The organism is Nocardioides sp. F233 (assembly GCF_057813895.1).
Map to the genome: position 1 here is coordinate 108,563 of NZ_JBVASH010000005.1, position 22,482 is coordinate 131,044.

Consider the following 22,482-nt stretch of genomic DNA (forward strand, 5'->3'; position numbering starts at 1 on the left):
AACGACCGGCCGGCTATCGCGGCGATAGGCCCGGGTCGTGCGCGACCCGCGCGGCGTGCAGCCGGGCGTGAGCGATCGCCTCCGGCGTCGTCGCGAACAGGTGCCGCTCGTGGGCGAGCTGCCGGTGCACACCGAGCTGCTCGAGGACGGCGACGTGCTCGGGCCGGGTGCCGGACAGCAGCACGGTGACGCCCCGCTGCTCCAGGCGGCCGATGGTGTCGGCGAGCACGTGGGCGCCGGTGGCGTCGACAGCGGTCAGGTGGGACATCCGGAGCACGACGACCCGGACCCGGTTGACCTCGGCCAGCTCGAGCAGGAAGTCGTGGGCGGCGGCGAAGAAGAGCGGACCGTCGAGGCGGTAGGCGACGATTTGCTCGTCGAGCAGCCGGCGCTCCTCGTCGTGATGGTCGCTGTCGTCGAGGGGCACCTCCTCCAGCCGCGCCGTCGCGGCCGTGTGGCGGAGGGCGAAGAAGCCCGCGGCCGCCAGGCCGACGAGGACGGCCTGGACCAGGTCGAGGGCGACGGTGGCGGCTGCGGTGAGGACCAGGGTCGCGGCGTCGCCACGGGTCGCGCGCAGCAGCGGGGCCAGGCTGGAGACCCGGACCATCTGCACGGCGGTCGCCACGAGGACGCCGGCGAGCGCGGCCAGCGGGATCTGGCCGACCCAGCGTGCAGCCGCCAGGACGACGACGAGCAGCAGCACCGCGTGCGTCAGGGCGGCGAGGCGGGAGCGCGCACCGGAGCGGACGTTGACCGCCGTACGCGCGATCGCCGCGGTGGCCGGGATGCCGCCGAAGAGCGGGCTCGCGAGGTTGGCCAGGCCCTGCCCGAGCAGCTCGCGGTCCGGGTCGTGGCGCTGCCCGACACTCATCGCGTCGGCCACCGTCGCGGACAGCAGGCTCTCCAGCGCGCCCAGGGCCGCGACGGCGACGGCCGCGAGCACGAGGGTGTCGAGGTCGGCCCAGGGCACCGTCGGCAGGTGCGGCGCGGGCAGGCCGGACGGGACTTCGCCGATGGTCGCGAGCGGCCGGGCGCCGGAGCGATCGGCCAGGAGTGCGTTGACGACCGTCGCGACGACGACGAGGAGCAGGGCTGCCGGGAAGCCGGCGCGCACCCGGGCCATCGCCACGATCGCCACCGCAACGCCCAGCGCCGTGGCCGGCGAGGACCAGGCGGGCGCCTCTGCCCAGGCCCGCACCGCGTCCGCGGCCAGGACCAGGATCTTCTCCGCGTGCACATCGACGCCGAGGGCCGCAGGCAGCTGCTGCAGCGCGATGATGACGGCGATCCCGGCGGTGAAACCCTCGATCACGGGCACGGGGACGTACCTGATCGCCCGGCCCGCACCGGTCGCTGCCAGTGCCAGCAGCATCAGGCCGGCGAGCAGCCCGACCACGAGGACGCCGTCGGCGCCGTGGGCGGCGACGATCGGGATGAGGACGACGGTCATCGCGCCGGTGGGACCGCTGACCTGGACGTGGCTGCCGCCGAAGACTGCCGCGACGGCGCCGGCGACGACTGCCGTGACGATGCCGGCCCCGGCCCCGACGCCCGAGCTCACGCCGAAGCCGAGCGCCAGCGGCAGCGCCACGAGCGCGACCATCACCCCGGCGGTCAGGTCGTGCCGCAGGTCCGCCTGGGTCCAGTCGGACCTGCGCGGTGCCAGCTGGCGCAGTCGCGCGAGCACCGGATTCATCGCGCGCTCATCGAGCGCCGGGGACCATCAGCTCGTCCTCGAAGTCGGCGCGGGTCTCGGCGAGACCGACCAGGATCCTGCGGGCGGACATCAGCAGGTCGCGCACCTCGGGCGCGCTGATCGAGTAGACGACGGCCGTGCCCTCGCGCCGCGACACGACGAGAGAGGTACGACGCAGCACGGCCAGCTGCTGCGACAGGTTGCTCGGCTCGATCGCGATCTGCTCGAGCAGCTCGTGGACCGCGTGGTCGCGCTCGGACAGCAGCTCGAGGATCCGGATCCGGGCCGGGTGACCGAGGGTGCGGAAGAACTCGGCCTTGGTCTGGTAGAGCGGCACTCCCATCGCCGTACCTCCCTCTCGTCGGCGTCCGGTACCGCCACGATACATGACTTGAAGAAGTCTTCATGTCGTGATCCCTGTGGGGAGTGGGGGAAGGAGCGGACCGGCCGCATGGACGAGCGCACCTGACTCAGGCCGCGGCCACCTCGGCGATCGCGTCCAGCAGCCGGCGTACCCCCTCGGCGAGGACGTCCTCCTGCTCCAGCGAGAACGCCAGCCGCAGCTGGTGCGCGCCGCCGCCGTCGGCGTGGAACGCCGAGCCCGGGACGAACACGACGCGGCGCTCGATCGAGGCGTCGAGCACCCCGTGCACGTCGCTGTCGACGGGCAGGGTGACCCAGGTGAAGAAGCCGCCGTGCGGCACCGACCAGCTGACGCCGGGACCGGCGCCGGCCAGGGCGTCGAGCACGGCGGCCGCACGTGCCTCGTAGAGCCGGCGGGCCCGGGTGAGGACGGCGAGCCAGTCGTGGCGCAGGACGTACTCCTCGACGACGGCCTGGCTGAGTACGGACGCGCAGATCACGGTGGCCTCGGAGGCGAGCTGCAGCGGCCGGCGCAGCGGCTCGGGCGCGACGGCCCAGCCGACCCGGAGCCCGGGAGCGACCACCTTCGAGAACGAGCCCAGGTAGACCACGTTGTCGGGGTCGAGCGAGCGCAGGCTCGGCAGCGCGCTGCCGTCGAAGGACAGCAGTCCGTAGGGGTTGTCCTCGATGACGGTGATCCCCGCGTCGCGGCAGATCCGCACGACGTCGGGCCGTCGCTCGGCCGCGAGCGTGACGCCGCTGGGGTTGTGGAAGTTCGGGATCGTGTAGAGCGCCTTGACCCGGCGACCCTCCGCGCGCAGCCGGGTGATCGTCTCCTCCAGCGCTGCCGGGACCAGGCCGTCGTCGTCGATCGGGACGTGCACGACGTCGACCTGCATGCCGACGAACAACCCGATCGCGCCGACGTACGACGGACCCTCGGCCAGCACCACGTCGCGCGGGTCGAACAGCAGCTTGACCACGAGGTCGAGCGCCATCTGCGACCCCGCGGTCACCTGCACGTCCGCGGGGTCGACCGGGATGCCCTCGGCGGCCATGGTCCGGGCCACGGCCTCGCGGGTGCCGGGCGCGCCGGTGCCGCCGCCGTACTGCAGGACCTCGAGGCCGCGATCGCGGATCACCCGGGCCGCGACCTCGCCGAGCTCGTCGAGGGGCAGCACCGACAGGTCGGGGTTGCCGCCGGCCAGGGAGATGATCCCGGGTTCCATCGACACCTCCCAGAAGTCCCGGACCGGCGAGGGCCGGAAGCCGCCGGCACGGGCCGCGAGCAGGGACGCGATGAGGTCGGACACCTGCCCAGTGTCACCACGGCGGCCCCGAAAGTGCGCTTGACTCGTCCCGCGCGTCGTCGAAGGAGGGTCCATGTCCCGGTCGAACGCAGCGGTACGCCGGCTGCGCGGTCTCGTGGCCGCCGTGCTCGCGCTGCTCGCGATCCTGTGCGCCACCGCCTCGGTCGTGGCCGTGTGGGGGCGTGACCAGGTCCTCGACACCGGTCGCTACCTCGAGACCGTCGCGCCACTCGCCGGCGACCCGGTGATCCAGGACGAGGTGGCCGCCAAGGTCAGCGGCGCGATCACCGCGCAGCTCGCCGATCGGCTGACCCCGGAGATCGAGGCCCAGGTCGTGGCGGCGACGTACGACGTCGTGCGCTCGCACGCCTTCTCGCGACTGTGGGTCGGGGCCAACCGGATCGGGCACACCGAGCTGGTGCGGCTGCTCACCGGGGACGAGCCCGCGGGTGTCGTCGTCCGGGCCGGGCGGATCCGGCTCGACCTGACCGACCTGGTGGCCGCGGTCCGTAGCCGGCTGGCCGCCGCAGGACTGGCGATCGTCACGTCGATGCCGCCGATCACCCTGGTCGTCGACGTCGCCGATGCCGACGGGCTGACCGCGGCGCGCGACGCCGTCGACCTGCTCGACACGATCGCCTGGTGGCTGCCGGTCATCGCCCTCGCGCTGCTGGTCGCCGCCGTCCTCGTCGCCACCCGTCGCCGGCGCACGGCCGCCCGGACCCTCGTCGTGATCGCCTGGGCGATGGTGCTGCTCCGTGCGGCGATCGCGATCGGCAGGCGGGTCGCCGCCGACAGGATCCCGGCCGACGTCGCGACTCCCGTTGCCGTGGACCACTTCTACGACCAGCTGCTCCACCTGTTCGTCGCCGGTGTGCTCGGCACCGCGATCACCGCGCTCGTGCTGGTCGCCGTGGTGGCCGTGACCGTGGTCGACGTACGACGTCGGCGGGTCCCCGCCGGCCACCTCGCCGCCGCGCTGGGCGCCGGCGCTGCCGTCCTGGTCGTCGCAGGGTGGGGCACCGCCCCGGTGTGGGTCCTCGGCGTGGTCGTCGCGGTGGCCGGCGTGGTGCTGGCGGTGCGCGGCGGCCGTCAGGCCGAGACGGAGTCGAGCAGCCCGGCGACCAGCTCGACCTGACGCGGGTCGTCGCTGGTCGGGATCAGCTGCACCTCGTCGGTGCCGATCGCCGCGAACCGGTCGAGCAGCACCCGCAGCTCGTCGACCGTGCCGGCGAAGCCGGCGGTCGGGGCGAGCGCGTCGACCAGTCCGGGCGGCAGCCAGTTCATGTAGTGCCGCAGGTGCTGGTGGACCTGTGCCCGCGGGTCGGGCGTGGTCTCCGACAGTGCGAACCTGAACGACGTCGTGAGTCGCGGCGCCGGCCGTCCACCGTCGGCCCATGCCGCGCGCGCGACGTCGAAGAGGGCTGCGGTCTCGACGACGTCGGCGGTCAGGGTCATGCCCGCGACACCGTCAGCCCACCGCGCGGCATGGCGGACCGTGCGGTGCCCGAGGGTGCCGACGAGCAGCTCGGGCCCACCGGCCTGCGCCGGCCGCGGGCCCACCGGGCGGGTCGCGCCGGTGAGGTTCTCGCCGCTCCAGACCCGGCGCAGCACCCCGGCCCGCTCGGCCATCTCGGCCATGGTCCGGCTGCTCCAGTCGGCCGACACGGCCGCGTAGTCCTCCTCGCGCCCGCCGACCCCGAGGCCGACGCTCAGCCGTCCGCTGCTGAGCTGGTCGCCGGTCGCGAGCGCCTTGGCGAGGAGCACCGGGTCGTGCAGCTGGGGGACGACGACCGTCGTACCGATCCGCACCCGACGGGTCCACGCCGCGACCGCGCCGAGCAGGGTGAGCGCGTCGGGGTTGTCGAAGGCGATCCGCTCACCGAAGCACAGCGAGCTGTAGGGGCCGGCGTCGATCCGCTCGGCCCAGTCCCGCAGCACGTCCGGCGCGATGTCCGGCTCCATCACGGGCAGGGTCATGCCGACGTCCATCGGGGAGCTCACGGGGCTCAGCCTCGCGCCCGCAGGCCGGTCGCGACCAGGTCGACCAGTGCCTGGTACGCCTGGGCGTCGTCGAGCCCGGTCGCCGTACCGATCCGGCCGTCGCCGATCGCGTCCATCACCTCGGCGACGGCGGCGCCGACGAAGGTGGCGTTGACCTGGCGCAGGGTGCCGGCCTCGACCCCCTCGGTCACCAGCGCCTGCACGCGCGCGGCCGCCCGGGCGGTGTTGGCGCGGTAGACCTCGGCGCCGGGCGGGAACCCGGCCAGGTCGGCGTAGAACCGCGGCGAGGCAGGAGCGAGCTCGTCGGCCACCGCGGTGAGGTACGTCGGCAGCCGGTCAGCCGGGTCGAGGGCGCCTTCGACCCGCTCCTCGATCCGCTCGGCGGCGCGCTTGAAGAAGTGCCGCACCGTCGCGGTGATGACCTGCTCCTTGCTCGGCGCCACCAGGTAGAGGGTGCTGCGCGAGCAGGACAGCCGCTGGGCCAGCTCGCCGATCCCGAAGGTCGCGAAGCCCTCGGCCAGGAACAGCTCGACCAGCTCGTCGAGCAGCGCGTCGCGGCGCTGGCGGGTGCGCGCCGGGAGGGTTCGCTGCTGCTGCACGCTGGCAGGTTAGCAACGAAGGGCGTACCGTAGTCCGTACCGGAAGCACCATTTCAGTACCCGATCACGGAGGACCCGATGCCCGCACGTCGCCTGATGGCGTCCGAGGAGTACGCCGACCTGCTCCGCCTGGCCCGCCAGCTCGCCACCGAGGAGCTGCTGCCGCGCGCTGCCGAGGCCGAGGCGACGGGCACCTTCCCGCGCGACGTGTTCCGCCTGCTCGGCCAGTCCGGCTTCCTCGGCTTGCCCTACCCCGAGGAGATCGGGGGAGGCGGGCTGCCCTACGAGGTCTACCTGCAGGTGCTCGAGGAGATCGGCTCGGTCTGGTCCAGCGTCGGCGTCGGCGTCTCGGTCCACGCGCTGAGCTGCTTCGGCCTGGCCACCGCCGGCACCGACGAGCAGCGCGCGGCGTGGCTCCCGGAGATGCTCGGCGGCGACCTGCTCGGCGCCTACTGCCTCTCCGAGGCGCACGCCGGCTCCGACCCGGCCGCGATGCGCACCCGCGCCCGGCTCGACGGCGACGCGTACGTCATCAACGGTGCCAAGGCGTGGGTCACCCACGGTGGCAAGGCCGACTTCTACAAGGTCATGGCCCGCACCGGCGACGGCCGCGGCGACATCTCCTGCTTCCTCGTCCGCGCCGACACGCCCGGCCTGTCGGCCGACGCCCCCGAGGACAAGATGGGCCTGATGGGCTCGACCACCGCGACGGTGCGCTTCGAGGACGTCCGGGTCCCCGTCGAGCAGCGCCTCGGCGACGAGGGCCAGGGCCTCAAGATCGCCCTCGCCGGCCTCGACGCCGGCCGCCTCGGCATCGCCGCCGTCGCGACCGGTCTCGCCCAGGGCGCTCTCGACCGCGCGGTCGCCTACGCCCAGCAGCGCGAGGCCTTCGGCCAGCGGATCATCGACCACCAGGGCCTGGCCTTCGTGCTGGCGGACATGGAGGCGGCGATCCAGTCGGCCCGCGCCACCGTGCTGCACGCCGCCCGCCTCAAGGACCTGGGCCTGCCGTTCTCCCGCGAGGCCTCCATCGCCAAGCTGGTCGCCACCGACGCCGCCATGAAGGTCACCACCGACGCCGTCCAGGTGCTCGGCGGCGCCGGCTACACCAAGGACTTCCCGGTCGAGCGCTACATGCGCGAGGCCAAGGTCATGCAGATCTTCGAGGGCACCAACCAGATCCAGCGGATGGTCATCGGCCGCTCGCTCGACCGCGAGGCCGGCCAGGGCGCCATCGTCACGGCCTGACCACGGTCGTCCGCGCACCGGCGTCGACCGGTTCGCCCTCGCCGTCGATGTCGGCGACGTCCCTGCGCAGACGCACCTCCACCTGGTCGTCCTCGAGCTGGTGGCCGGCCGCGCACACGACGCGCAACCCGGCCGGCTGGCCGCAGCCCGCGTGCGCGAGCTCCAGCTGGTCGGCGCCGTCGGCGTACTTCGTGCCCCAGGCGAACAGTCCCATCACCACCGGCATCAGATCGGTCCCGGCCGGGGTGAGCACGTACTCGTCGCGGGTGCGGGCGCCGTCCGCCTGGTAGGGGCGGCGCTCCAGTAGGCCGGCGTCGGCGAGTGCCTTGAGGTGGGTGGAGGCGGTGGCGGGCGCGACCCCGACCCGGGTCACGAAGTCGTCGAAGCGGCGGGTGCCGTAGTGCGCCTCGCGCATGAGCAGCATCGCCGGCCGCGAGCCCACCACGCCCATCGCCTTCTCGATGGGGCAGTGCCCCACCGGCGACCAGACCGTGCGGTCGTCCAGTGGTGCGTGCAGCTGCATGTCGTCCACCTCACTCGAAGTTCACTCGGATCTGACTTCAGGAATCTGTAGTCAGAGCGTAGCGTTACCCTCCTGACTTCAAATTCATGAAGTAGATCCCTGAGGAGGGCATCATGAACACAGCCGTCATCGTCGACGCGGTCCGCACCCCGCTCGCCAAGGGCAAGCCCACGGGCGCCTACGCCGACATCCACCCCGTCGACCTGCACGCCGCCTCGCTGCGGGCGATCGTCGAGCGCACCGGGATCGACCCCGCGAGCATCGACGACGTCATCAGCGGTGCCGTCGGGCAGGTCGGGGAGCAGTCCGGCAACACCGCACGATGGGCGTTGCTCGCGGCCGGCTATCCCGAGAGCGTGCCCGGCGTGACCGTCGACCGCCAGTGCGGCAGCAGCCAGCAGGCCCTGCACTTCGCCGCACAGGGCGTCATCGCCGGTGCGTACGACGTCGTGGTCGCCTCCGGCGTCGAGTCGATGAGCCGGATCCCGATCGGCAGCCAGGCCCTCGGCAAGGACTTCTTCGGTCCGCAGGTCGGCGCCCGCTACGGCGGGTCCCTGGTGCCCCAGGGCATCAGCGCCGAGCTGATCGCGCAGAAGTGGGACCTCTCGCGCGCCCAGCTCGACGAGTACTCCGCGATGTCCCACGAGCGGGCCGCGCGGGCCTGGAAGGACGGCCTGATCGACAGCCAGGTCGCGTTCGTCAACGACCTGCGCACCGACGAGACCATCCGCCCCGGCACGACCCCTGAGGTCCTCGCCGGTCTCCGCGCCGCCTTCTACAACGAGGACTGGGCCGCGGCGTACCCCACCATCGACTGGAAGGTCACCGCCGGCAACAGCTCGCCGGTCAACGACGGCTCCGCAGCCGTCCTGGTCACCTCCGAGGACGCCGCCGCCCGCCTCGGCCTGAGGCCGCGGGCCCGGGTGCACTCCTTCGCCGTCGTCGGCGATGACCCGGTCCTGATGCTGACCGGCATCATCCCCGCCACCCACAAGGTTCTCGACCGGGCCGGTCTGACGATGGCCGACATCGATGCGTTCGAGGTCAACGAGGCCTTCGCCTCCGTGGTCCTGGCCTGGCAGGCCGAGACCGGCGCCGACCTGGAGAAGGTCAACGTCAACGGCGGTGCCATCGCCATCGGTCACCCGCTCGGCGCGTCCGGGGCCCGGCTGACGACCAGCCTGCTCACCACCCTCGAGCAGCGCGGCGGCCGCTACGGCCTGCAGGTCATGTGCGAGGCCGGCGGCCTCGCCAACGCCACCATCATCGAACGCCTCTGACCGAGCCCTGCGTCAAGGAAACGGAGTAGCACCATGGACATGACAGGAAGCGTGGTCCTGGTCACCGGCGCCAACGGCGGCCTCGGCCAGGAGTTCGTCCACCAGGCGATCGCGCGAGGCGCGAGCAAGGTCTATGCAGCGGCGCGCCGGCCTCGGACGTGGTCGGACGACCGCATCGTCCCGCTGGCCCTGGACGTGACCGACCAGGCGTCGATCGAAGCAGCCGCGAGCCTTGCGGACGATGTGTCCGTCGTCGTCAACAACGCCGGCGTCACCGGCGCACCGTCGCTGCTGAACTCGCCGATGGAGGACATCGTCGCGGCCTACGAGACCAACGTGTTCGGGCCGATCCGCGTCGTCCGCGCGTTCGCCGGGTCCTTGGCAGCTGTCGGTGGAGGTGCGGTCGTCGACGTGCACTCGGCCCTCAGCTGGCTGGCCATGCCCGGCGTCTACAGCTCGACCAAGGCTGCGTTCTGGGGAGTCACCAACTCGCTGCGCCTCGAGCTCAAGGGTCAAGGCACCCAGGTCGTGGGCGCCCACCTGGGTTTCGCCGACACCCCGATGATCGCGCACCTCGAGGTGGAGAAGGTGGCACCCGTGGACGTGGTTGCCCACATCCTCGACGTCCTCGAGGCAGGCGGGGACGAAGCACTTGCCGATGAGACGAGCATCGCCGTCCGCGCAGGTCTCTCGAGCGCCACCACGGCCGGGCTCGGCTGACCCCGTCACCGCTTGACCACGATCGCCTTCGTGCTCGGCGTCGGGTCCCACGTGGTCCCGACGCCGGCCCGGACGTACAGGACGTAGCGTCCCGGCTTCATTCGCCGGGTCCTCAGCACGAAGGACGTCGAGCAGGTCCGCCATCCGGTCGCGACCGGCGCGGAGCGCTTGCGGCGCACCTGGCAGGTCAGCGTCGCGCCCGGTGTCGGGGAGGAGAGCTGGTACGTCGCGCGCCGGCCCGACCGCACCTTCCCCGGGCCCGTGACCGGCCCGGTCTCCGGGGCGCTCGCGGTGGGGGTCGGCTGGGGCTGCGGACCGGGGCCCGGGTCGATCGGACCCTCCTCGTCGGGGGTGGAGAGCCACGACCAGCCGGCCGGCGTACGGTCCAGGTTGCCGACGGCGTCGTACGCCGCGACCTCGAAGGTGTAGGTGCCCTCCCCGGCAAGCCCGCTGAAGGTCACCGGCGAGGTGCAGGCGGACCACGCATCGCCGCGCCCCGGTCCGGTCACCCGGCACTGGAAGGAGGCTCCGGGCTCGGAGGTGAAGGTGGACCGCATCACGCCGCCGCTGACCTCCCCGCCGGTCAGCGTGGTCTGCGGTGCTGTGGTGTCGACGGTCCAGGTGTGGCTCACCGGCACCTGGTCCTGCCAGCCGCCCGTGCGGCCCCAGATCCGCATCCGGTGCTGGCCGTCGGTGAGGCCGGAGACGGTGTGGTTGCCGACCCGCTGGGTCAGGCACACGTACGGCGCCTGGTCGTCGAGCTGGCACAGGTAGTCGGCGGCACTGTTGCTGGTGAGCCCGAAGGTCGCCTGGCTGCTCCCGGTCAGGACGGGCGGGGTGGCGATCAGGTACGTCTCGACGGCGGTGTAGTCGACGACCCGCAGCGCGCTGGCCTGACCCGACGGGTCGACGGCCCGCACCCAGAAGCTGTGCACGCCCTCGCCGACCAGGCGCTGCTCGCCGCTCGCGCACGGTGTCCACGGCGTCGCGCCGTCGAAGACGCACTCGAACACGCCCTCGTCCGCGGCGAAGTCGTGGCGGAAGGTGCGGTCGACGCCCGGGACCGCGCTGACGGCGACGTACGTCATCTCGGGGACGTGGGTGTCGTTGAAGCTGATCCGCGGCGTCTTCTCGACCGAGCTGAACGGACCGGACTCCAGGCCGCACAGCGGGATCCCGTCGTCGATCTCGATCAGGTCGCAGCCCGACCAGTTCCCTGTCTCCCAGCTCCCCGGCGCGGCCTCGGGCCGTAGCCAGGTGGTCGCCACGAGCGGCTCCTCGTTGCGCATCCGCTCGCACGTGTTGACCACGCGCTCGTCGACCTCGCTGGTCCAGTCGCAGACGGTCGGGCCGTCGTCGATCGAGCCGGACTCGACCGTGACCTTGCCGGCGCCCTTGATCGAGACGACGACACCCACCTGGCCGGCGTGGGCGGGGGAGGTCAGGGACGGGACGGCGGTCAGGGCTGCCGTGGTCGCCAGGACGGCGGCAGCGCGAAGCAGGGATCTCACAACCCCTAGCCTTCGGGGTCTCGGCACCCGCAACCATCCCGAGTGGCTGGTGACTCGGACGTCCCAGAGTGCTGGGGGTCGTCGTACGCCCTAGGGTGGCCGCGTGAGTGATGCCGAGCTGCCCGAGCCGGTCGAGCGCCGGCTGCAGCGGCTCTGGGCCGACGCGGCCGAGCGCGGCGGGCCGATGCCGGGGGAGACGGTCCTGGCCTCGGAGCTGGAGATCAGCCGTCCGGCCGTGCGCGAGGCCCTGGTCCGGCTGGAGGAGCGCGGCTTCATCCACCGCCGCAAGGGCGCCGACACCACGGTCAACAGCTCGTTGCTCGGCATCACGGCCCGCTTCGAGCAGCGCCTCGACAGTGCCGAGCTGATCGCCGCGATGGGCCGTACGCCGTCCGTCCGGGTCGTGTCGGTCGAGGTCGGCGAGGTCAGCCTCGACGAGGCCGACGCCTACGACCTGTCGCCGCGCCAGTCCGTGCTGCGCACCACCAAGGTGTGGTCCGCCGACGGTGAGCCGGTGCTGGTGGCGCGCGACGTCGTACCCGTGCTGACCCGGGTGGACCCTGACGACCTCGACCCCGCGACCCCGATGCCCGCGCTGGCGCGGGAGCTGGCGGGCGAGCAGGTCGGCTGGGAGCTGGTGTGGCCCGGCGCCGACGGCCTGTCGGCCGAGGACGCGGGGCTGACCGGCCGCCCCGAGGGCGAGGCGGCGTTGACCCTCGAGGCGACCGGGATCAGTCGCACCGGCACGGTCTGCTACTGGACCCGTGAGGTGCACGTGCGCGGCGCGTTCCGGTACGCCATGGTGCGCCGCGCCGACTGGTAGCCGCTCAGCGCAGCAGGCGCGTCGTCGTCTCCGACTCGGCGACGACCCGGCCTCGGCGCAGGACCCAGCGCGGCCGGGCGTGCTCGGTGAGCACGTCGCGCAGCCGCCCGTCGGCGTGCACGCACAGGTTGGCCGGGTTGCCCTCCGCGATCGCGTGGTCCGCGACCCCGAGCACGTCGGCCGCGCGCGTGGTCACCAGCTCGAGCAGCAGCCGCTGGTCGGCAGCGGTCAGGAAGCGCAGTGTGTGGGCGGCGAGGAAGGCGACCTCGAGCATGCTGTGCCGCCCGAACGGGTAGTACGCGTCCTCGATGTCGTCCTGGCCCAGCGCGACCGGGATGCCGTCCTCGAGGAACTCCCGCACCGGCAGGTGCAGCGGCCCCGTGTGCGGGTCGGACACGAAGCCCAGGCCGGCGGCCTGCGCGAGGTCCATCAGCCGCTGCAGCGTCGGCTGCGGGTACGTCGCCAGGGCCCGCGCGTGACAGGCGACCCCGCGCCCGCGCAGGTCGTGCTCGATCATCGCCTCGGCCAGCATCTGCGTCGTACGCAGTCCGGGGTCGCCGGCGTCGTCGACCAGCATCGCCACCCGCTTGCCCTGGGCGGCGGCCAGCCGGCACGCCCACTCCACGTGCGCCCGCGCATCCGTGTCGGTCATCTCGATCCAGGGGATGCCGCCCACGACGTCGGCACCCATCCGCAGCGCCTCCTCGCACAGTGCGGCCGCGCCCGGGTCGCGGAGCAGGCCATCCTGCGGGAACGCCACCACCTGCACGTCGAGCAGGTCGCGGTACTCCTCGCGCACGGCCAGCACCGCCTCCATCCCGACCAGCCGCGCCGTGGTGTCCACGTCGACGAAGGCCTGGATGTGCAGCACGCCGTGCGCGACCGCGGCGTCGAGCGCGCGCCGGATGTTGGGCTCGAGCCAGGCCCGGTCGTACTGCCGCTTCACCCCGCTCGCCTCGCGCACGATCGAGCGCAGCGCGGCGCCCATGTTGCCCGAGGTGTACGCCGCCAGTGCGCCGTCGCCCGCCCGGTCGAGGGTGTGCACCTTCTCCAGGTGCATGTGCCCGTTGACGAAGGACTCGGTGACCAGCCCGCCGCCGGCGTCGATGGTCCGGGTCGCGGTCGCGCCGGTCGGTGTCTCCGCGCCGACGTGGACGTAGTGACCGTCGCGGATACCCAGCGTGACGGGCGATCCGTCGGCCAGGCGGGCGTTCGTGACCAGCAGGTCGTACGGCGCGCTCATGCCGCGGCCTCGAACGCGATCGACTCCTGCAGGGTGAGCCCGCGACGCAGCGTGTTGCCGACCGGGCAGGTCTCGATGCCCTGCCGCAGGGCGTCCTGCTGCTCCGTGGTGAGGTCGCCGTGGACCGTGACCTCGGCGATGATCCGGGAGATGCGCAGCTCCCGCTCGCCCGGGTCGAGCGGCCCCGAGGTCGGGCGGTTGATCCGCAGCGAGAGCCGGATCTCCGCGCGGTCGTAGTCGAAGCCCTGCTGCCGCGCGACGCCGCGCAGGGTGCCGGCCATGCAGCCACCGAGCGCCGACAGCACGAGGCCGAACGGGTTGGGCGCCGTACCGCCGCCCTCGAACTCGCGCGGCTCGTCGATGACGACGGTGTGCTCGCCGCCGACGACGGCGAGCGAGGCGAAGTCGCTCAGGCTGTGCACGACGACGTCGCGGTTGGCCGACGCGTGGGTCGTTGCGGTCATGGGTCCTCCCGGGCTCGAGATGATCTGTCAGACAGGACGTTCCTCACCTGTCAGACATGTGTCAAGGGCTCAGGGCATGCCGCCGCGCCGGCTCGTCAGGTCTCGACGAGCCGGTCCGGGCGTTCGGGTCAGGAGTTGCCGTCGACCGGTACGACGCCCGCGCGGTGCCGCTCGGCGAGCTCGGCGTAGTAGGCGGCGTTGGTCTCGACCCAGAAGTGCGCCCCGGTCCCCTCGATCGGGCGCTTGGTCTCGGCCGGGGCGCCCGCGGCGAGCACGCCCTCGGGGATCTTGGTGCCGGGCGTGACCACGGCGCCGGCGGCGACCAGCGAGCCCGCGCCGATCGAGGCGTGGTCGAGGACCGTGCTGCCGTTGCCGAGCAGGGACTTCTCGCCCATCGTGTCGCCGTGGAACACGCAGGCGTGGGCCACGGTCGCGTTCGGGCCGATGTCGACGACGACGTCGGGGGCGCCGTGCACGACCGAGTTGTCCTGGATGTTCGAGCCCTCGCGCACGATGATCGTGCAGATGTCGGCGCGGAGCACGGCGCCGTACCAGACGCTGGCGCCCTTCTCGATGCGTACGTCGCCGATCAGGGTCGCGGTCGGCGCCACGAACGCCTCGGGGTGGACCTGGGGCCGCCGGCCCTCGAAGTCGTAGAGGAACACGGCCCCACCGTAGGGCTCAGCTGCCGGCGGCCCGCAGCCGGTGCTCGGCATCGCGCCACGGCTTGACCCAGGTCATGTCCTCGGGCCGCAGCGGCTCGCCGCAGGCGCTGCACGTCTCGGCCTGCGTGGTCTCCTGGCCGCAGGTCTCGTGCCGCATCCCCATGTGCGCGCCGCCCGCGGGGAGCCGGGTGTGCTTCTCGCCCCAGAGCGCGAGCTGCTGGAGCAGCGGGAGCAGGTCGGCGGCGGCCTCGGTGGCGACGTACCGCTGACGGGTGCGGCCGTCGCGGACGTAGTCGACGGTGTCGAGCAGCCCGGCCTCGCGCATCGCCCTCAGTCGCCGGCTGAGCACCGCCTCGGAGATGCCGAGGTTGTCGCGCAGCTGGTCGAAGCGGCCGCTGCCGTGGAGCACGTCGCGCACGATCAGCAGCAGCCACGGGTCGCCCAGGACGTCGAGGGAGCGGCGGACGGGGCAGAAGTCCGTCGACCAGTCGGAGCGCAGGGCCATGCGTGCTAGCGTACGCCTCTGACTTCGCTCAAGAAAGCCTGATCGATGACGATCTCCTCCCCGCCGGTCACCCGGCGCGGCCTCCACCCCGCCTGGACCGTGGCCGCGGTCGCCTTCCTCGCCCTGATCGGCGCCGCCGGCTTCCGCGCGGCCCCGGGTGCGCTGATGGTGCCGCTGCACGACGAGTTCGGCTGGTCGACGAGCGTCATGTCGCTCGCGGTCAGCATCAACCTCGTCCTGTTCGGCCTGACGGCACCGTTCGCGGCCGCGCTGATGGACCGGTTCGGCGTACGACGGGTGGTCGCTGCCGCGCTGTCACTGGTCGCGCTCGGGGCGGGCGGCAGCGTGTTCATGACCGCGTCCTGGCAGCTGATCGTGTGCTGGGGCGTGCTGATCGGGCTCGGGACCGGCTCGATGGCACTGGTCTTCGCCGCGACCATCGCCAACCGCTGGTTCGAGCAGCGCCGCGGCCTGGTGATGGGCATCCTCACCGCGGGCTCGGCGACCGGGCAGCTGGTCTTCCTGCCGATCGTCGCGGCGCTCGCCGACGGCGCCGGCTGGCGCCCGGCCTCGCTCGTGATCGCCGGTGCGGCGCTGGCCGTCGTACCCGTGGTGTGGCTGGTCGTCCGCGACCACCCCGAGGACCGCGGCGTGGCGCCGTACGGTGCCGACCCGGGCTGGACTCCCGCGCCCCGCGCCGCCGGTGGCGCGACCCTGCGGGCCATCGAGGGCCTGACGTACGCCGCCCGGCACCGTGCCTTCTGGGCGCTCGCCGGTGCCTTCGCGATCTGCGGCGCGACCACCAACGGTCTGATCGGCATCCACTTCATCCCCTCGGCCCACGACCACGGGATGTCCGCCACCACCGCCGCCGGGCTGCTCGCCGTCGTGGGTGTCTTCGACATCGTCGGCACCATCGCGTCCGGCTGGCTCACCGACCGCTTCGACCCGCGGGCGCTGCTGGTGGCCTACTACCTGTTCCGCGGCCTCGGCCTGCTCCTGCTGCCCAGCCTGCTCGCGGACGCCGTCCATCCGAGCATGGTGCTCTTCATCGTGATCTACGGCCTCGACTGGGTCGCCACCGTTCCGCCCACCGCCGCCCTGTGCCGCGAGGCGTTCGGCGAGCGCGGCACCATCGTCTTCGGCTGGGTCTTCGCCTCCCACCAGCTCGGCGCGGCCGCCGCGGCGCTCGGTGCCGGCGTCATCCGCGACCAGCTCGGCACCTACACCTGGGCCTGGTGGGGCGGCGCCGCCCTCTGCGCCCTCGCCGCCCTGCTCTCCCTGATGCGCCGACCCGGCCCAAAGTTGCTCTGAGATCGCGCCGACCCGGCGCAAAGTGGCCCGGAAAATGCGCTGACCCGGTAGAAAGTAGCCCGGGAAAAGCACTGACCCGGCAGAAAGTGGCCTCGATGAGGAGCCACTTTCTGCCGGGTCGGCGTCGTTCTGAGGCTAGTTTCTGCCGGGTCGGCGCGAGAACAGAGCCAGTTCGAGCCGGGTCAGTCCTTGATCTCGCAGACGACCTCGCCGTTGCCGATCGTGGCGCCGACCTCGGCCGAGAGGCCGGTGATCGTGCCGGCCTTGTGGGCCTTGAGCGGCTGCTCCATCTTCATCGCCTCGAGGACGACGACCACGTCGCCCTCCTCGACCGTCTGGCCCTCCTCGACGGCGACCTTGACGATGGTGCCCTGCATCGGCGAGGTGACCGAGTCGCCCGACGCCGCGGCGCCGGCCTTCTTGCCGCCCGCGCGCTTCGGCTTCTTCGCGCCGCCGCCCGCGCCGCCGACGGAGAGCCCGCCGAGACCGGCCGGGAGGACGACCTCGATCCGCTTGCCGCCGACCTCGACGACGACCTTCTGCTTCTCGCCGGCGTCCTCGGCCTCACCGGCAGCGCCGCCGTACGGCGTGATCTGGTTGTCGAAGTCGGTCTCGATCCACGTGGTGTAGACGTCGAAGGAGCCCTCGCCCGACGGCGTGGACGCGCCGACCCAGGCCGGGTCGTTGACGATGACCTCGTGGAAGGTGATCGCGGTCGGCATGCCGTCGACCTCGAACTCCGAGAGCGCCCGGCGGGACCGCTCGATCGCCTGCGTCCGCGAGGAGCCGGTGATGATCAGCTTGGCGATCAGCGAGTCGAAGGCGCCGGGGACGGTCTCGCCGACCACGTAGCCGCCGTCGACGCGGACGCCGGGGCCCTGCGGCGGGTTCCATGCGGTCAGCGTGCCGGGGGCGGGCATGAAGTTGTTGCCGCCGTCCTCGGCGTTGATCCGGTACTCGATCGAGTGGCCGCGGATCTCCGGGTCGCCGTAGCCGAGCTCCTCGCCCGCGGCGATGCGGAACATCTCGCGGACCAGGTCGATGCCGGTGACCTCCTCGGACACGCAGTGCTCGACCTGGAGACGGGTGTTGACCTCGAGGAAGGAGATGGTGCCGTCGGCGGCCACGAGGAACTCGCAGGTGCCGGCGCCGACGTAGTTGGCCTCCCGCAGGATCGCCTTCGACGACTCGTAGAGGCGCTCGTTCTGCTCGTCGGTGAGGAACGGCGCGGGCGCCTCCTCGACCAGCTTCTGGTGGCGGCGCTGCAGCGAGCAGTCGCGGGTCGAGACGACCACGACGTTGCCGTGCGAGTCGGCCAGGCACTGGGTCTCGACGTGGCGCGGCTTGTCGAGGAACTTCTCGACCAGGCACTCGCCGCGACCGAACGCGCCGATCGCCTCGCGGGTGGCGGACTCGAACAGCTCGGGGATCTCCTCGAGCGTGCGGGCGACCTTGAGTCCGCGACCGCCACCGCCGAAGACCGCCTTGATGGCGACCGGGAGGCCGTGCTCCTTCGCGAACGCGACGATCTCGTCGGCGTCCTTGACGGGGTCCTTGAGGCCGGGGGCCAGCGGGGCGCCGGCGGCGAGGGCGATCTGCTTCGCCTTCGCCTTGTCGCCCAGGCCGTCGATCGCCGCGGGGGACGGACCGATCCAGATCAGGCCCGCGTCGATCACGGCCTGCGCGAACGCGGCGTTCTCGGCGAGGAAGCCGTAGCCCGGGTGGACCGAGTCGGCGCCGGACTGCTTGGCGACATCGATGATCTTGGCGATGTCGAGGTACGTCTCCGCGGGGGTCGCGCCGCCCAGGGAGTACGCCTCGTCGGCCAGGCGCACGAACAGCGCGTCGGCGTCCGGCTCGGCGTACACCGCGACCGAACCGATACCCGCGTCCTTGGCGGCACGGATGACACGAACCGCGATCTCGCCGCGGTTGGCGATCAGGACCTTCTTCAACGACATGGTGTGGCCTTCCAGTTCAGCGGGGCAGGGAGCTGGCGCGCCAGGCGCCGCGTCCGGGGTTCGGGTGGGAGCTGGCGGTACGACGCAGGCGGCGGGCCGGGTTGGTCCACTCCGAGCGTGGTGCCTCGGGAGCCGGGGCGCCACCGCCGAGGGCGGAGAGCACGGCGACGATCGCGGCGACCTCCTCCGGCGTGGTGCCGGGGGTGATGACGCGCAACAGGGGAGCAGCCGGAGCCGCCTCCGCCTGCTCGGCCTCGGTCACGGTCTCGGCGCTCACAGCGGGATGTTCCCGTGCTTCTTGGGCGGCAGCACCTCGCGCTTGTTGCGCAGCAGCCGCAGCGCCTTGACCACCTCGGCGCGGGTGTCCGAGGGCCTGATCACGCCGTCGATGTAGCCGCGCTCGGCCGCGATGTAGGGGTTGGCGAGCGTGGTCTCGTACTCGTCGATCAGCTCGGCCCGCCTGGCCTCGACGTCGCCGCCGGCGGCCTCGAGCTCGGCGAGGGTACGACGGTGCACGATGTTGGCCGCGCCCTGGGCGCCCATCACGGCGATCTGGCCGGTCGGCCACGACAGGTTGATGTCGGCGCCGAGGTGCTTGGACCCCATGACGTCGTACGCGCCGCCGTAGGCCTTGCGGGTGATGATCGTGACCAGCGGGACGGTCGCCTCGGCGTACGCGTAGATCAGCTTGGCGCCGCGGCGGATGATGCCGAGGTGCTCCTGGTCGACGCCCGGGAGGAAGCCCGGGACGTCGACGAAGGTCAGCACCGGGATGTTGAAGGCGTCGCAGAACCGGACGAACCGGGCGGCCTTCTCGGACGCGTCGATGTCGAGCGTGCCGGCGAACTGCATCGGCTGGTTGGCGACGACGCCGACCGAGCGGCCCTCGACCCGGCCGTAGCCGACGATGATGTTGGGCGCGAACAGCGGCTGCACCTCGAGGAAGTCGCCGTCGTCGACGATCGTCGCGATGACGTCGTGCATGTCGTAGGGCTGGTTCGGCGAGTCCGGGATCAGCGTGTCGAGCGCGAGGTCCTCGGCGGTGGGCGCGAGGTCCGCCGCGTCGTCGTACGACGGCGCCTCGTCGAGGTTGTTCTGCGGCAGGAAGGCCAGCAGCGCCTTGACGTACTCGAAGGCGTCCTCCTCGTCGGAGGCCATGTAGTGGGCGTTGCCCGACTTGGTGTTGTGGGCCCGGGCGCCGCCGAGCTCCTCCATCGAGACGTCCTCGCCGGTGACGGTCTTGATGACGTCGGGGCCGGTGATGAACATCGCCGAGGTCTGGTCGACCATGATCGTGAAGTCGGTGACCGCGGGGGAGTAGACGTGGCCACCCGCGCAGTTGCCCATGATCATCGAGATCTGCGGGATCACGCCGGAGGCGTGCACGTTGCGCTTGAAGATCTCGCCGTACAGGCCGAGCGAGACGACGCCCTCCTGGATGCGGGCGCCGGCGCCCTCGTTGATGCCGATGATGGGGCAGCCGGACTTGATCGCGAGGTCCATGACCTTGGTGATCTTCTCGCCGTAGACCTCGCCGAGCGAGCCGCCGAAGACGGTGAAGTCCTGGGAGAACACGCACACCTGGCGGCCGTCGACCGTGCCGTAGCCGGTGATCACGCCGTCGCCGTACGGACGGGTCTTCTCGAGCCCGAAGGCGGTGGAGCGGTGGCGGGCGAACTCGTCGAGCTCGACGAAGGAGCCCTCGTCGAAGAGCAGCTCGATGCGCTCGCGGGCGGTCTTGCGTCCCTTGGCGTGCTGCTTCTCCTGCGCCTTGGCGGCGGGAGCGTGCACGGCCTCGTCGGTGCGGCGGTCGAGGTCCGCCAGCTTGCCCGCCGTCGTGTGCAGGTCGATCTCGGTCATGAAACTGAGTATCATCCATTGATACTGGAGTTCACAAGGGGGGTGGGGTGTGACGCAATCGCACGACGACGACCGGCGGCCCCCGGTCGCCAAGGGTCCGGCCGCCGCGATCTCCGACGCGGCCTTCCGGCTCTTCGCCGAGCACGGGTACGACGCCACCAGCGTCGACGACATCGCTGCTGCCGCGGGCGTGAGCCGCAGCTCCTTCTTCCGGCTGTTCGGGTCGAAGGAGATGGTGATCTTCCCCGACCACGACGCGATCCTGGCCGCGGTCGAGGAGCGGCTGGCCGCCTCGACCCAGAAGAGCGCCATCCTCGCGGTCTCCGACGCCGTGCGCGTCGTCCTGTTCCACTACATCGCCGAGGGCCCGCTGGCCCGTCGCCGCTACCGGCTGACCTCCACGGTCCCGGCGCTGCGCGAGCGCGAGCTGATCAGTGGGGCGCGCTACCAGCAGGTCTTCCGGCAGTACATCAGCGCCTGGGGCGACGGCTCCGAGGAGTCCGAGCGCCGCGGCGAGCTGATGGCCGCAGCCGTCGTCGCCGCCCACAACCGGGTCCTGCGCCGCTGGCTGCGCGAGGAGTGCGAGGACCCGCACATGGAGATCGACGAGGCGATGGCCCAGGTCAACGCGCTCTTCGCCCCGCCGCCCGCGACGACGCCGGCCGCCCCCGGCGCGATCGTCGTGGTCCGCACCGACCAGGACCTCGCGGCGGTCGCGGAACAGCTCCGGTCGCTCTGAACTTTGACCGAGGATCCTCTCGCCAAGGAGGTCCCGGGGAGGACAGGATGTGGTCTGGCGCACATCCCGCGTCTTTCCTCTCGGAAAGGTTGATCCATGCCACAGCACCACCGGCGGTTCCGTACCGCCGTCCTCACGGTCGCGACCGGCCTCACCCTGGCCGGTCTGTCCGTGACCGGCACCGGCGCCAGTGCCGCACCCGCGGCCGGCGGCGAGCCCGTCTCGACCCCGGTCCCGATCAGCACCCCCGACGGGGTCGTGTCGGCGTACCTCCTCAACGCGAAGCAGGCCAACCCCGGCCAGACCCGGCTCCTCGAGCGCGCGGTCGCCAAGGCGGGCGGCGTCGTCGTCCAGACCTGGCCGCAGATCGGTGTCGTCGTCGCCCACAGCGACAAGGCCGCCTTCCGCACCGACGTGAAGGCGTACGCCGGCAACGCGCTCGAGTCCGTCGGCGCGACCCGCACGGTCCCGGTGACCGAGGGCACCCCGGCCGGCGTCCAGGCGCCCTGGGGCCCGGGCAAGGGACAGGTCCGCAAGGCCCAGTCCTCACCCCAGCAGGACGGCACCGAGAACACCGTGACGGCCGCGGACCCGCGCGAGACCGAGCAGTGGGACATGCAGGTGATCAAGGCCGACCAGGCGCACGCGATCACCGACGGCTCCCGTGACGTCGTCGTGGGCGTGCTCGACTCCGGCATCGACCCCGACCACCCGGACCTCGTCGCCAACATCGACGTCGCCGACTCGGTCAACTGCAGCAACGCGGGGCGTCCCGACACCTCGCCGACCGGCTGGTACCCGACCACCAGCGACCACGGCACCCACGTCGCCGGCACCATCGGCGCCGCGCGCAACGGCGTCGGCATCGTCGGCGTCGCGCCCAACGTGCGGATGGCGTCGGTCAAGGTCGTCAACGACGACGGGTTCATCTACCCGGAGTACGCCGTGTGCGGCTTCGTCTGGGCCGGCATGCACGGCATGGACGTGACCAACAACAGCTACTACGTCGACCCGTTCGAGTTCTACTGCGAGGACCAGCCCGACCAGTACGCCGCCAAGGAGGCCGTACGCCGTGCCGTCGCCTGGTCCACCGACCAGGGCGTCGTCCACGCCGCGGCCGCCGGCAACTCGGGGCACGACCTGGCCGACAAGTCGTCCTTCCTCGACGAGGGCAGCCCCGACGACGGCACCCCGGTGACCCGCACGCTCAACAGCGGCTGCCAGGACATCCCGACCGAGCTCCCGGGCGTGGTGACGGTCTCCGCGAGCCACCGTGACGACATCCTGTCCTACTTCTCGAACCGTGGCCTCGGCGTCATCGACGTCGCGGCTCCGGGCCGCCGCATCCTGTCGACCGTGGTGGCCGGCAACGGCTACGGCCTGAAGTCCGGTACGTCGATGGCCTCGCCGCACGTCGCCGGTGTCCTCGCCCTCATGAAGTCGGCCCACCCCGACCTCACGCCGGCGCAGATGGTCGCCAAGCTGCGGGCCGACGCCGACGACCACCCCTGCACGGTCCAGGAGACGCCGCCGGCCGGCGTCGACTTCGGTGCCCCGTGCGTCGGGACGGACACCGACAACAGCTACTACGGCGAGGGCATGGTCGACGCCCTCGACGCCGTCAGCTGACCGACGGGCTCCGCTGGAGCTGGGC

22 protein-coding genes are annotated in these 22,482 nt (G+C 72.4%); 8 read left to right on the forward strand and 14 right to left on the reverse strand.

Annotated features, from left to right (window positions below; genetic code table 11):
• Nucleotides 1-13: 13 nt before the first annotated feature.
• The 3 genes from ACZYRU_RS19515 to ACZYRU_RS19525 all read right to left on the reverse strand — a co-directional run bounded on the left by ACZYRU_RS19515 (nt 14) and on the right by ACZYRU_RS19525 (nt 3,372).
• Nucleotides 14-1,696: a SulP family inorganic anion transporter gene (locus tag ACZYRU_RS19515; RefSeq protein WP_488958761.1), complete on the reverse strand. Its 1,683-nt coding sequence runs from the start codon at nt 1,694-1,696 to the stop codon at nt 14-16.
• Between the two features lie 7 nt (nt 1,697-1,703).
• The gene (locus ACZYRU_RS19520; protein WP_488958762.1) at nt 1,704-2,039 is read right to left on the reverse strand and encodes an ArsR/SmtB family transcription factor; all 336 of its coding nucleotides are present in this window, start codon (nt 2,037-2,039) and stop codon (nt 1,704-1,706) included.
• A gap of 127 nt (nt 2,040-2,166) precedes the next feature.
• Nucleotides 2,167-3,372, reverse strand: a complete 1,206-nt coding sequence (locus ACZYRU_RS19525) for an aminotransferase-like domain-containing protein (protein WP_488958763.1) — start codon at nt 3,370-3,372, stop codon at nt 2,167-2,169.
• Nucleotides 3,373-3,442: 70 nt separating this feature from the next.
• Between ACZYRU_RS19525 and ACZYRU_RS19530 the strand changes: the two genes are divergently transcribed.
• A complete protein-coding gene (locus tag ACZYRU_RS19530) occupies nt 3,443-4,507 on the forward strand; it encodes a hypothetical protein (protein WP_488958764.1) in 1,065 nt (354 codons plus the stop codon).
• On the opposite strand, the gene ACZYRU_RS19535 is transcribed toward ACZYRU_RS19530, so the two are convergent.
• Entirely contained in the window at nt 4,462-5,373 is a 912-nt protein-coding gene (locus tag ACZYRU_RS19535) for an LLM class flavin-dependent oxidoreductase (protein ID WP_488958765.1), read from the reverse strand. The two genes, ACZYRU_RS19530 and ACZYRU_RS19535, sit on opposite strands and share 46 nt — an antisense overlap.
• A 5-nt stretch (nt 5,374-5,378) precedes the next feature.
• On the reverse strand, nt 5,379-5,972 hold the full coding sequence (locus ACZYRU_RS19540; RefSeq protein ID WP_488958766.1) for a TetR/AcrR family transcriptional regulator: 594 nt from the start codon (nt 5,970-5,972) through the stop codon (nt 5,379-5,381).
• Nucleotides 5,973-6,050: 78 nt separating this feature from the next.
• Between ACZYRU_RS19540 and ACZYRU_RS19545 the strand changes: the two genes are divergently transcribed.
• Nucleotides 6,051-7,220 (forward strand): acyl-CoA dehydrogenase family protein, encoded by a 1,170-nt coding sequence (locus ACZYRU_RS19545; protein ID WP_488958767.1) that lies wholly within the window; start codon nt 6,051-6,053, stop codon nt 7,218-7,220.
• Here the strand turns inward: ACZYRU_RS19545 and ACZYRU_RS19550 are convergent.
• Entirely contained in the window at nt 7,210-7,743 is a 534-nt protein-coding gene (locus ACZYRU_RS19550; RefSeq protein WP_488958768.1) for a winged helix-turn-helix transcriptional regulator, read from the reverse strand. The genes ACZYRU_RS19545 and ACZYRU_RS19550 overlap by 11 nt on opposite strands.
• A gap of 113 nt (nt 7,744-7,856) precedes the next feature.
• On the opposite strand from ACZYRU_RS19550, the gene ACZYRU_RS19555 reads away from it, so the two are divergent.
• Nucleotides 7,857-9,023, forward strand: a complete 1,167-nt coding sequence (locus tag ACZYRU_RS19555; RefSeq protein ID WP_488958769.1) for an acetyl-CoA C-acyltransferase — start codon at nt 7,857-7,859, stop codon at nt 9,021-9,023.
• Nucleotides 9,024-9,056: 33 nt separating this feature from the next.
• Nucleotides 9,057-9,743 (forward strand): SDR family oxidoreductase, encoded by a 687-nt coding sequence (locus ACZYRU_RS19560; RefSeq protein WP_488958770.1) that lies wholly within the window; start codon nt 9,057-9,059, stop codon nt 9,741-9,743.
• 5 nt (nt 9,744-9,748) lie between these two features.
• Here ACZYRU_RS19560 and ACZYRU_RS19565 read toward each other — a convergent pair whose 3' ends face one another.
• Nucleotides 9,749-11,254, reverse strand: coding sequence for a hypothetical protein (locus tag ACZYRU_RS19565; protein WP_488958771.1), 1,506 nt, complete (start codon nt 11,252-11,254; stop codon nt 9,749-9,751).
• 103 nt (nt 11,255-11,357) lie between these two features.
• Here ACZYRU_RS19565 and ACZYRU_RS19570 point away from each other — a divergent pair, with 103 nt between their 5' ends.
• A complete protein-coding gene (locus ACZYRU_RS19570) occupies nt 11,358-12,077 on the forward strand; it encodes a GntR family transcriptional regulator (RefSeq protein ID WP_488958772.1) in 720 nt (239 codons plus the stop codon).
• A gap of 4 nt (nt 12,078-12,081) precedes the next feature.
• Here the strand turns inward: ACZYRU_RS19570 and ACZYRU_RS19575 are convergent, their stop codons facing one another.
• From ACZYRU_RS19575 to ACZYRU_RS19590, 4 genes are all read right to left on the reverse strand, one after another.
• Complete coding sequence (locus tag ACZYRU_RS19575) at nt 12,082-13,320, reverse strand: amidohydrolase family protein (protein ID WP_488958773.1); 1,239 nt, start codon at nt 13,318-13,320, stop codon at nt 12,082-12,084.
• Nucleotides 13,317-13,784, reverse strand: coding sequence for an OsmC family protein (locus ACZYRU_RS19580; protein ID WP_488958774.1), 468 nt, complete (start codon nt 13,782-13,784; stop codon nt 13,317-13,319). The genes ACZYRU_RS19575 and ACZYRU_RS19580 overlap by 4 nt, the downstream gene beginning before the upstream one ends.
• 128 nt (nt 13,785-13,912) lie before the next feature.
• Nucleotides 13,913-14,449, reverse strand: coding sequence for a gamma carbonic anhydrase family protein (locus ACZYRU_RS19585; protein ID WP_488958775.1), 537 nt, complete (start codon nt 14,447-14,449; stop codon nt 13,913-13,915).
• A 16-nt stretch (nt 14,450-14,465) separates the two neighbouring features.
• Entirely contained in the window at nt 14,466-14,954 is a 489-nt protein-coding gene (locus ACZYRU_RS19590; protein WP_488958776.1) for a winged helix-turn-helix transcriptional regulator, read from the reverse strand.
• Between the two features lie 45 nt (nt 14,955-14,999).
• Here ACZYRU_RS19590 and ACZYRU_RS19595 point away from each other — a divergent pair, with 45 nt between their 5' ends.
• Nucleotides 15,000-16,268 (forward strand): MFS transporter, encoded by a 1,269-nt coding sequence (locus tag ACZYRU_RS19595; RefSeq protein WP_488958777.1) that lies wholly within the window; start codon nt 15,000-15,002, stop codon nt 16,266-16,268.
• Nucleotides 16,269-16,450: 182 nt separating this feature from the next.
• Here the strand turns inward: ACZYRU_RS19595 and ACZYRU_RS19600 are convergent, their stop codons facing one another.
• From ACZYRU_RS19600 to ACZYRU_RS19610, 3 genes are read right to left on the reverse strand one after another with little or no spacing between them, the layout of a single operon-like run.
• On the reverse strand, nt 16,451-18,229 hold the full coding sequence (locus ACZYRU_RS19600; RefSeq protein WP_488958778.1) for an acetyl/propionyl/methylcrotonyl-CoA carboxylase subunit alpha: 1,779 nt from the start codon (nt 18,227-18,229) through the stop codon (nt 16,451-16,453).
• Nucleotides 18,230-18,245: 16 nt separating this feature from the next.
• Nucleotides 18,246-18,506, reverse strand: a complete 261-nt coding sequence (locus ACZYRU_RS19605) for an acyl-CoA carboxylase subunit epsilon (protein ID WP_488958779.1) — start codon at nt 18,504-18,506, stop codon at nt 18,246-18,248.
• Complete coding sequence (locus ACZYRU_RS19610) at nt 18,503-20,089, reverse strand: acyl-CoA carboxylase subunit beta (RefSeq protein WP_488958780.1); 1,587 nt, start codon at nt 20,087-20,089, stop codon at nt 18,503-18,505. Before ACZYRU_RS19610 ends, ACZYRU_RS19605 begins: the two co-directional genes overlap by 4 nt.
• Nucleotides 20,090-20,138: 49 nt before the next feature.
• On the opposite strand from ACZYRU_RS19610, the gene ACZYRU_RS19615 reads away from it, so the two are divergent.
• The gene (locus tag ACZYRU_RS19615) at nt 20,139-20,828 is read left to right on the forward strand and encodes a TetR/AcrR family transcriptional regulator (RefSeq protein ID WP_488958781.1); all 690 of its coding nucleotides are present in this window, start codon (nt 20,139-20,141) and stop codon (nt 20,826-20,828) included.
• Nucleotides 20,829-20,924: 96 nt separating this feature from the next.
• On the forward strand, nt 20,925-22,457 hold the full coding sequence (locus ACZYRU_RS19620) for a S8 family peptidase (RefSeq protein WP_488958782.1): 1,533 nt from the start codon (nt 20,925-20,927) through the stop codon (nt 22,455-22,457).
• The last annotated feature ends 25 nt before the right edge of the window (nt 22,458-22,482 follow it).

What these genes read in the sequence shown, in the direction of transcription:
- ACZYRU_RS19515 (WP_488958761.1), bottom strand. Translation starts at nt 1,696, where the DNA reads ATGAATCCGGTGCTCGCGCGACTGCGCCAGCTGGCACCGCGCAGGTCC.
- ACZYRU_RS19520 (WP_488958762.1), bottom strand. Translation starts at nt 2,039, where the DNA reads ATGGGAGTGCCGCTCTACCAGACCAAGGCCGAGTTCTTCCGCACCCTC.
- ACZYRU_RS19530 (WP_488958764.1), top strand. Translation starts at nt 3,443, where the DNA reads ATGTCCCGGTCGAACGCAGCGGTACGCCGGCTGCGCGGTCTCGTGGCC.
- ACZYRU_RS19545 (WP_488958767.1), top strand. Translation starts at nt 6,051, where the DNA reads ATGCCCGCACGTCGCCTGATGGCGTCCGAGGAGTACGCCGACCTGCTC.
- ACZYRU_RS19550 (WP_488958768.1), bottom strand. Translation starts at nt 7,743, where the DNA reads ATGCAGCTGCACGCACCACTGGACGACCGCACGGTCTGGTCGCCGGTG.
- ACZYRU_RS19555 (WP_488958769.1), top strand. Translation starts at nt 7,857, where the DNA reads ATGAACACAGCCGTCATCGTCGACGCGGTCCGCACCCCGCTCGCCAAG.
- ACZYRU_RS19560 (WP_488958770.1), top strand. Translation starts at nt 9,057, where the DNA reads ATGGACATGACAGGAAGCGTGGTCCTGGTCACCGGCGCCAACGGCGGC.
- ACZYRU_RS19575 (WP_488958773.1), bottom strand. Translation starts at nt 13,320, where the DNA reads ATGAGCGCGCCGTACGACCTGCTGGTCACGAACGCCCGCCTGGCCGAC.
- ACZYRU_RS19580 (WP_488958774.1), bottom strand. Translation starts at nt 13,784, where the DNA reads ATGACCGCAACGACCCACGCGTCGGCCAACCGCGACGTCGTCGTGCAC.
- ACZYRU_RS19590 (WP_488958776.1), bottom strand. Translation starts at nt 14,954, where the DNA reads ATGGCCCTGCGCTCCGACTGGTCGACGGACTTCTGCCCCGTCCGCCGC.
- ACZYRU_RS19595 (WP_488958777.1), top strand. Translation starts at nt 15,000, where the DNA reads ATGACGATCTCCTCCCCGCCGGTCACCCGGCGCGGCCTCCACCCCGCC.
- ACZYRU_RS19600 (WP_488958778.1), bottom strand. Translation starts at nt 18,229, where the DNA reads ATGTCGTTGAAGAAGGTCCTGATCGCCAACCGCGGCGAGATCGCGGTT.
- ACZYRU_RS19610 (WP_488958780.1), bottom strand. Translation starts at nt 20,089, where the DNA reads ATGACCGAGATCGACCTGCACACGACGGCGGGCAAGCTGGCGGACCTC.
- ACZYRU_RS19620 (WP_488958782.1), top strand. Translation starts at nt 20,925, where the DNA reads ATGCCACAGCACCACCGGCGGTTCCGTACCGCCGTCCTCACGGTCGCG.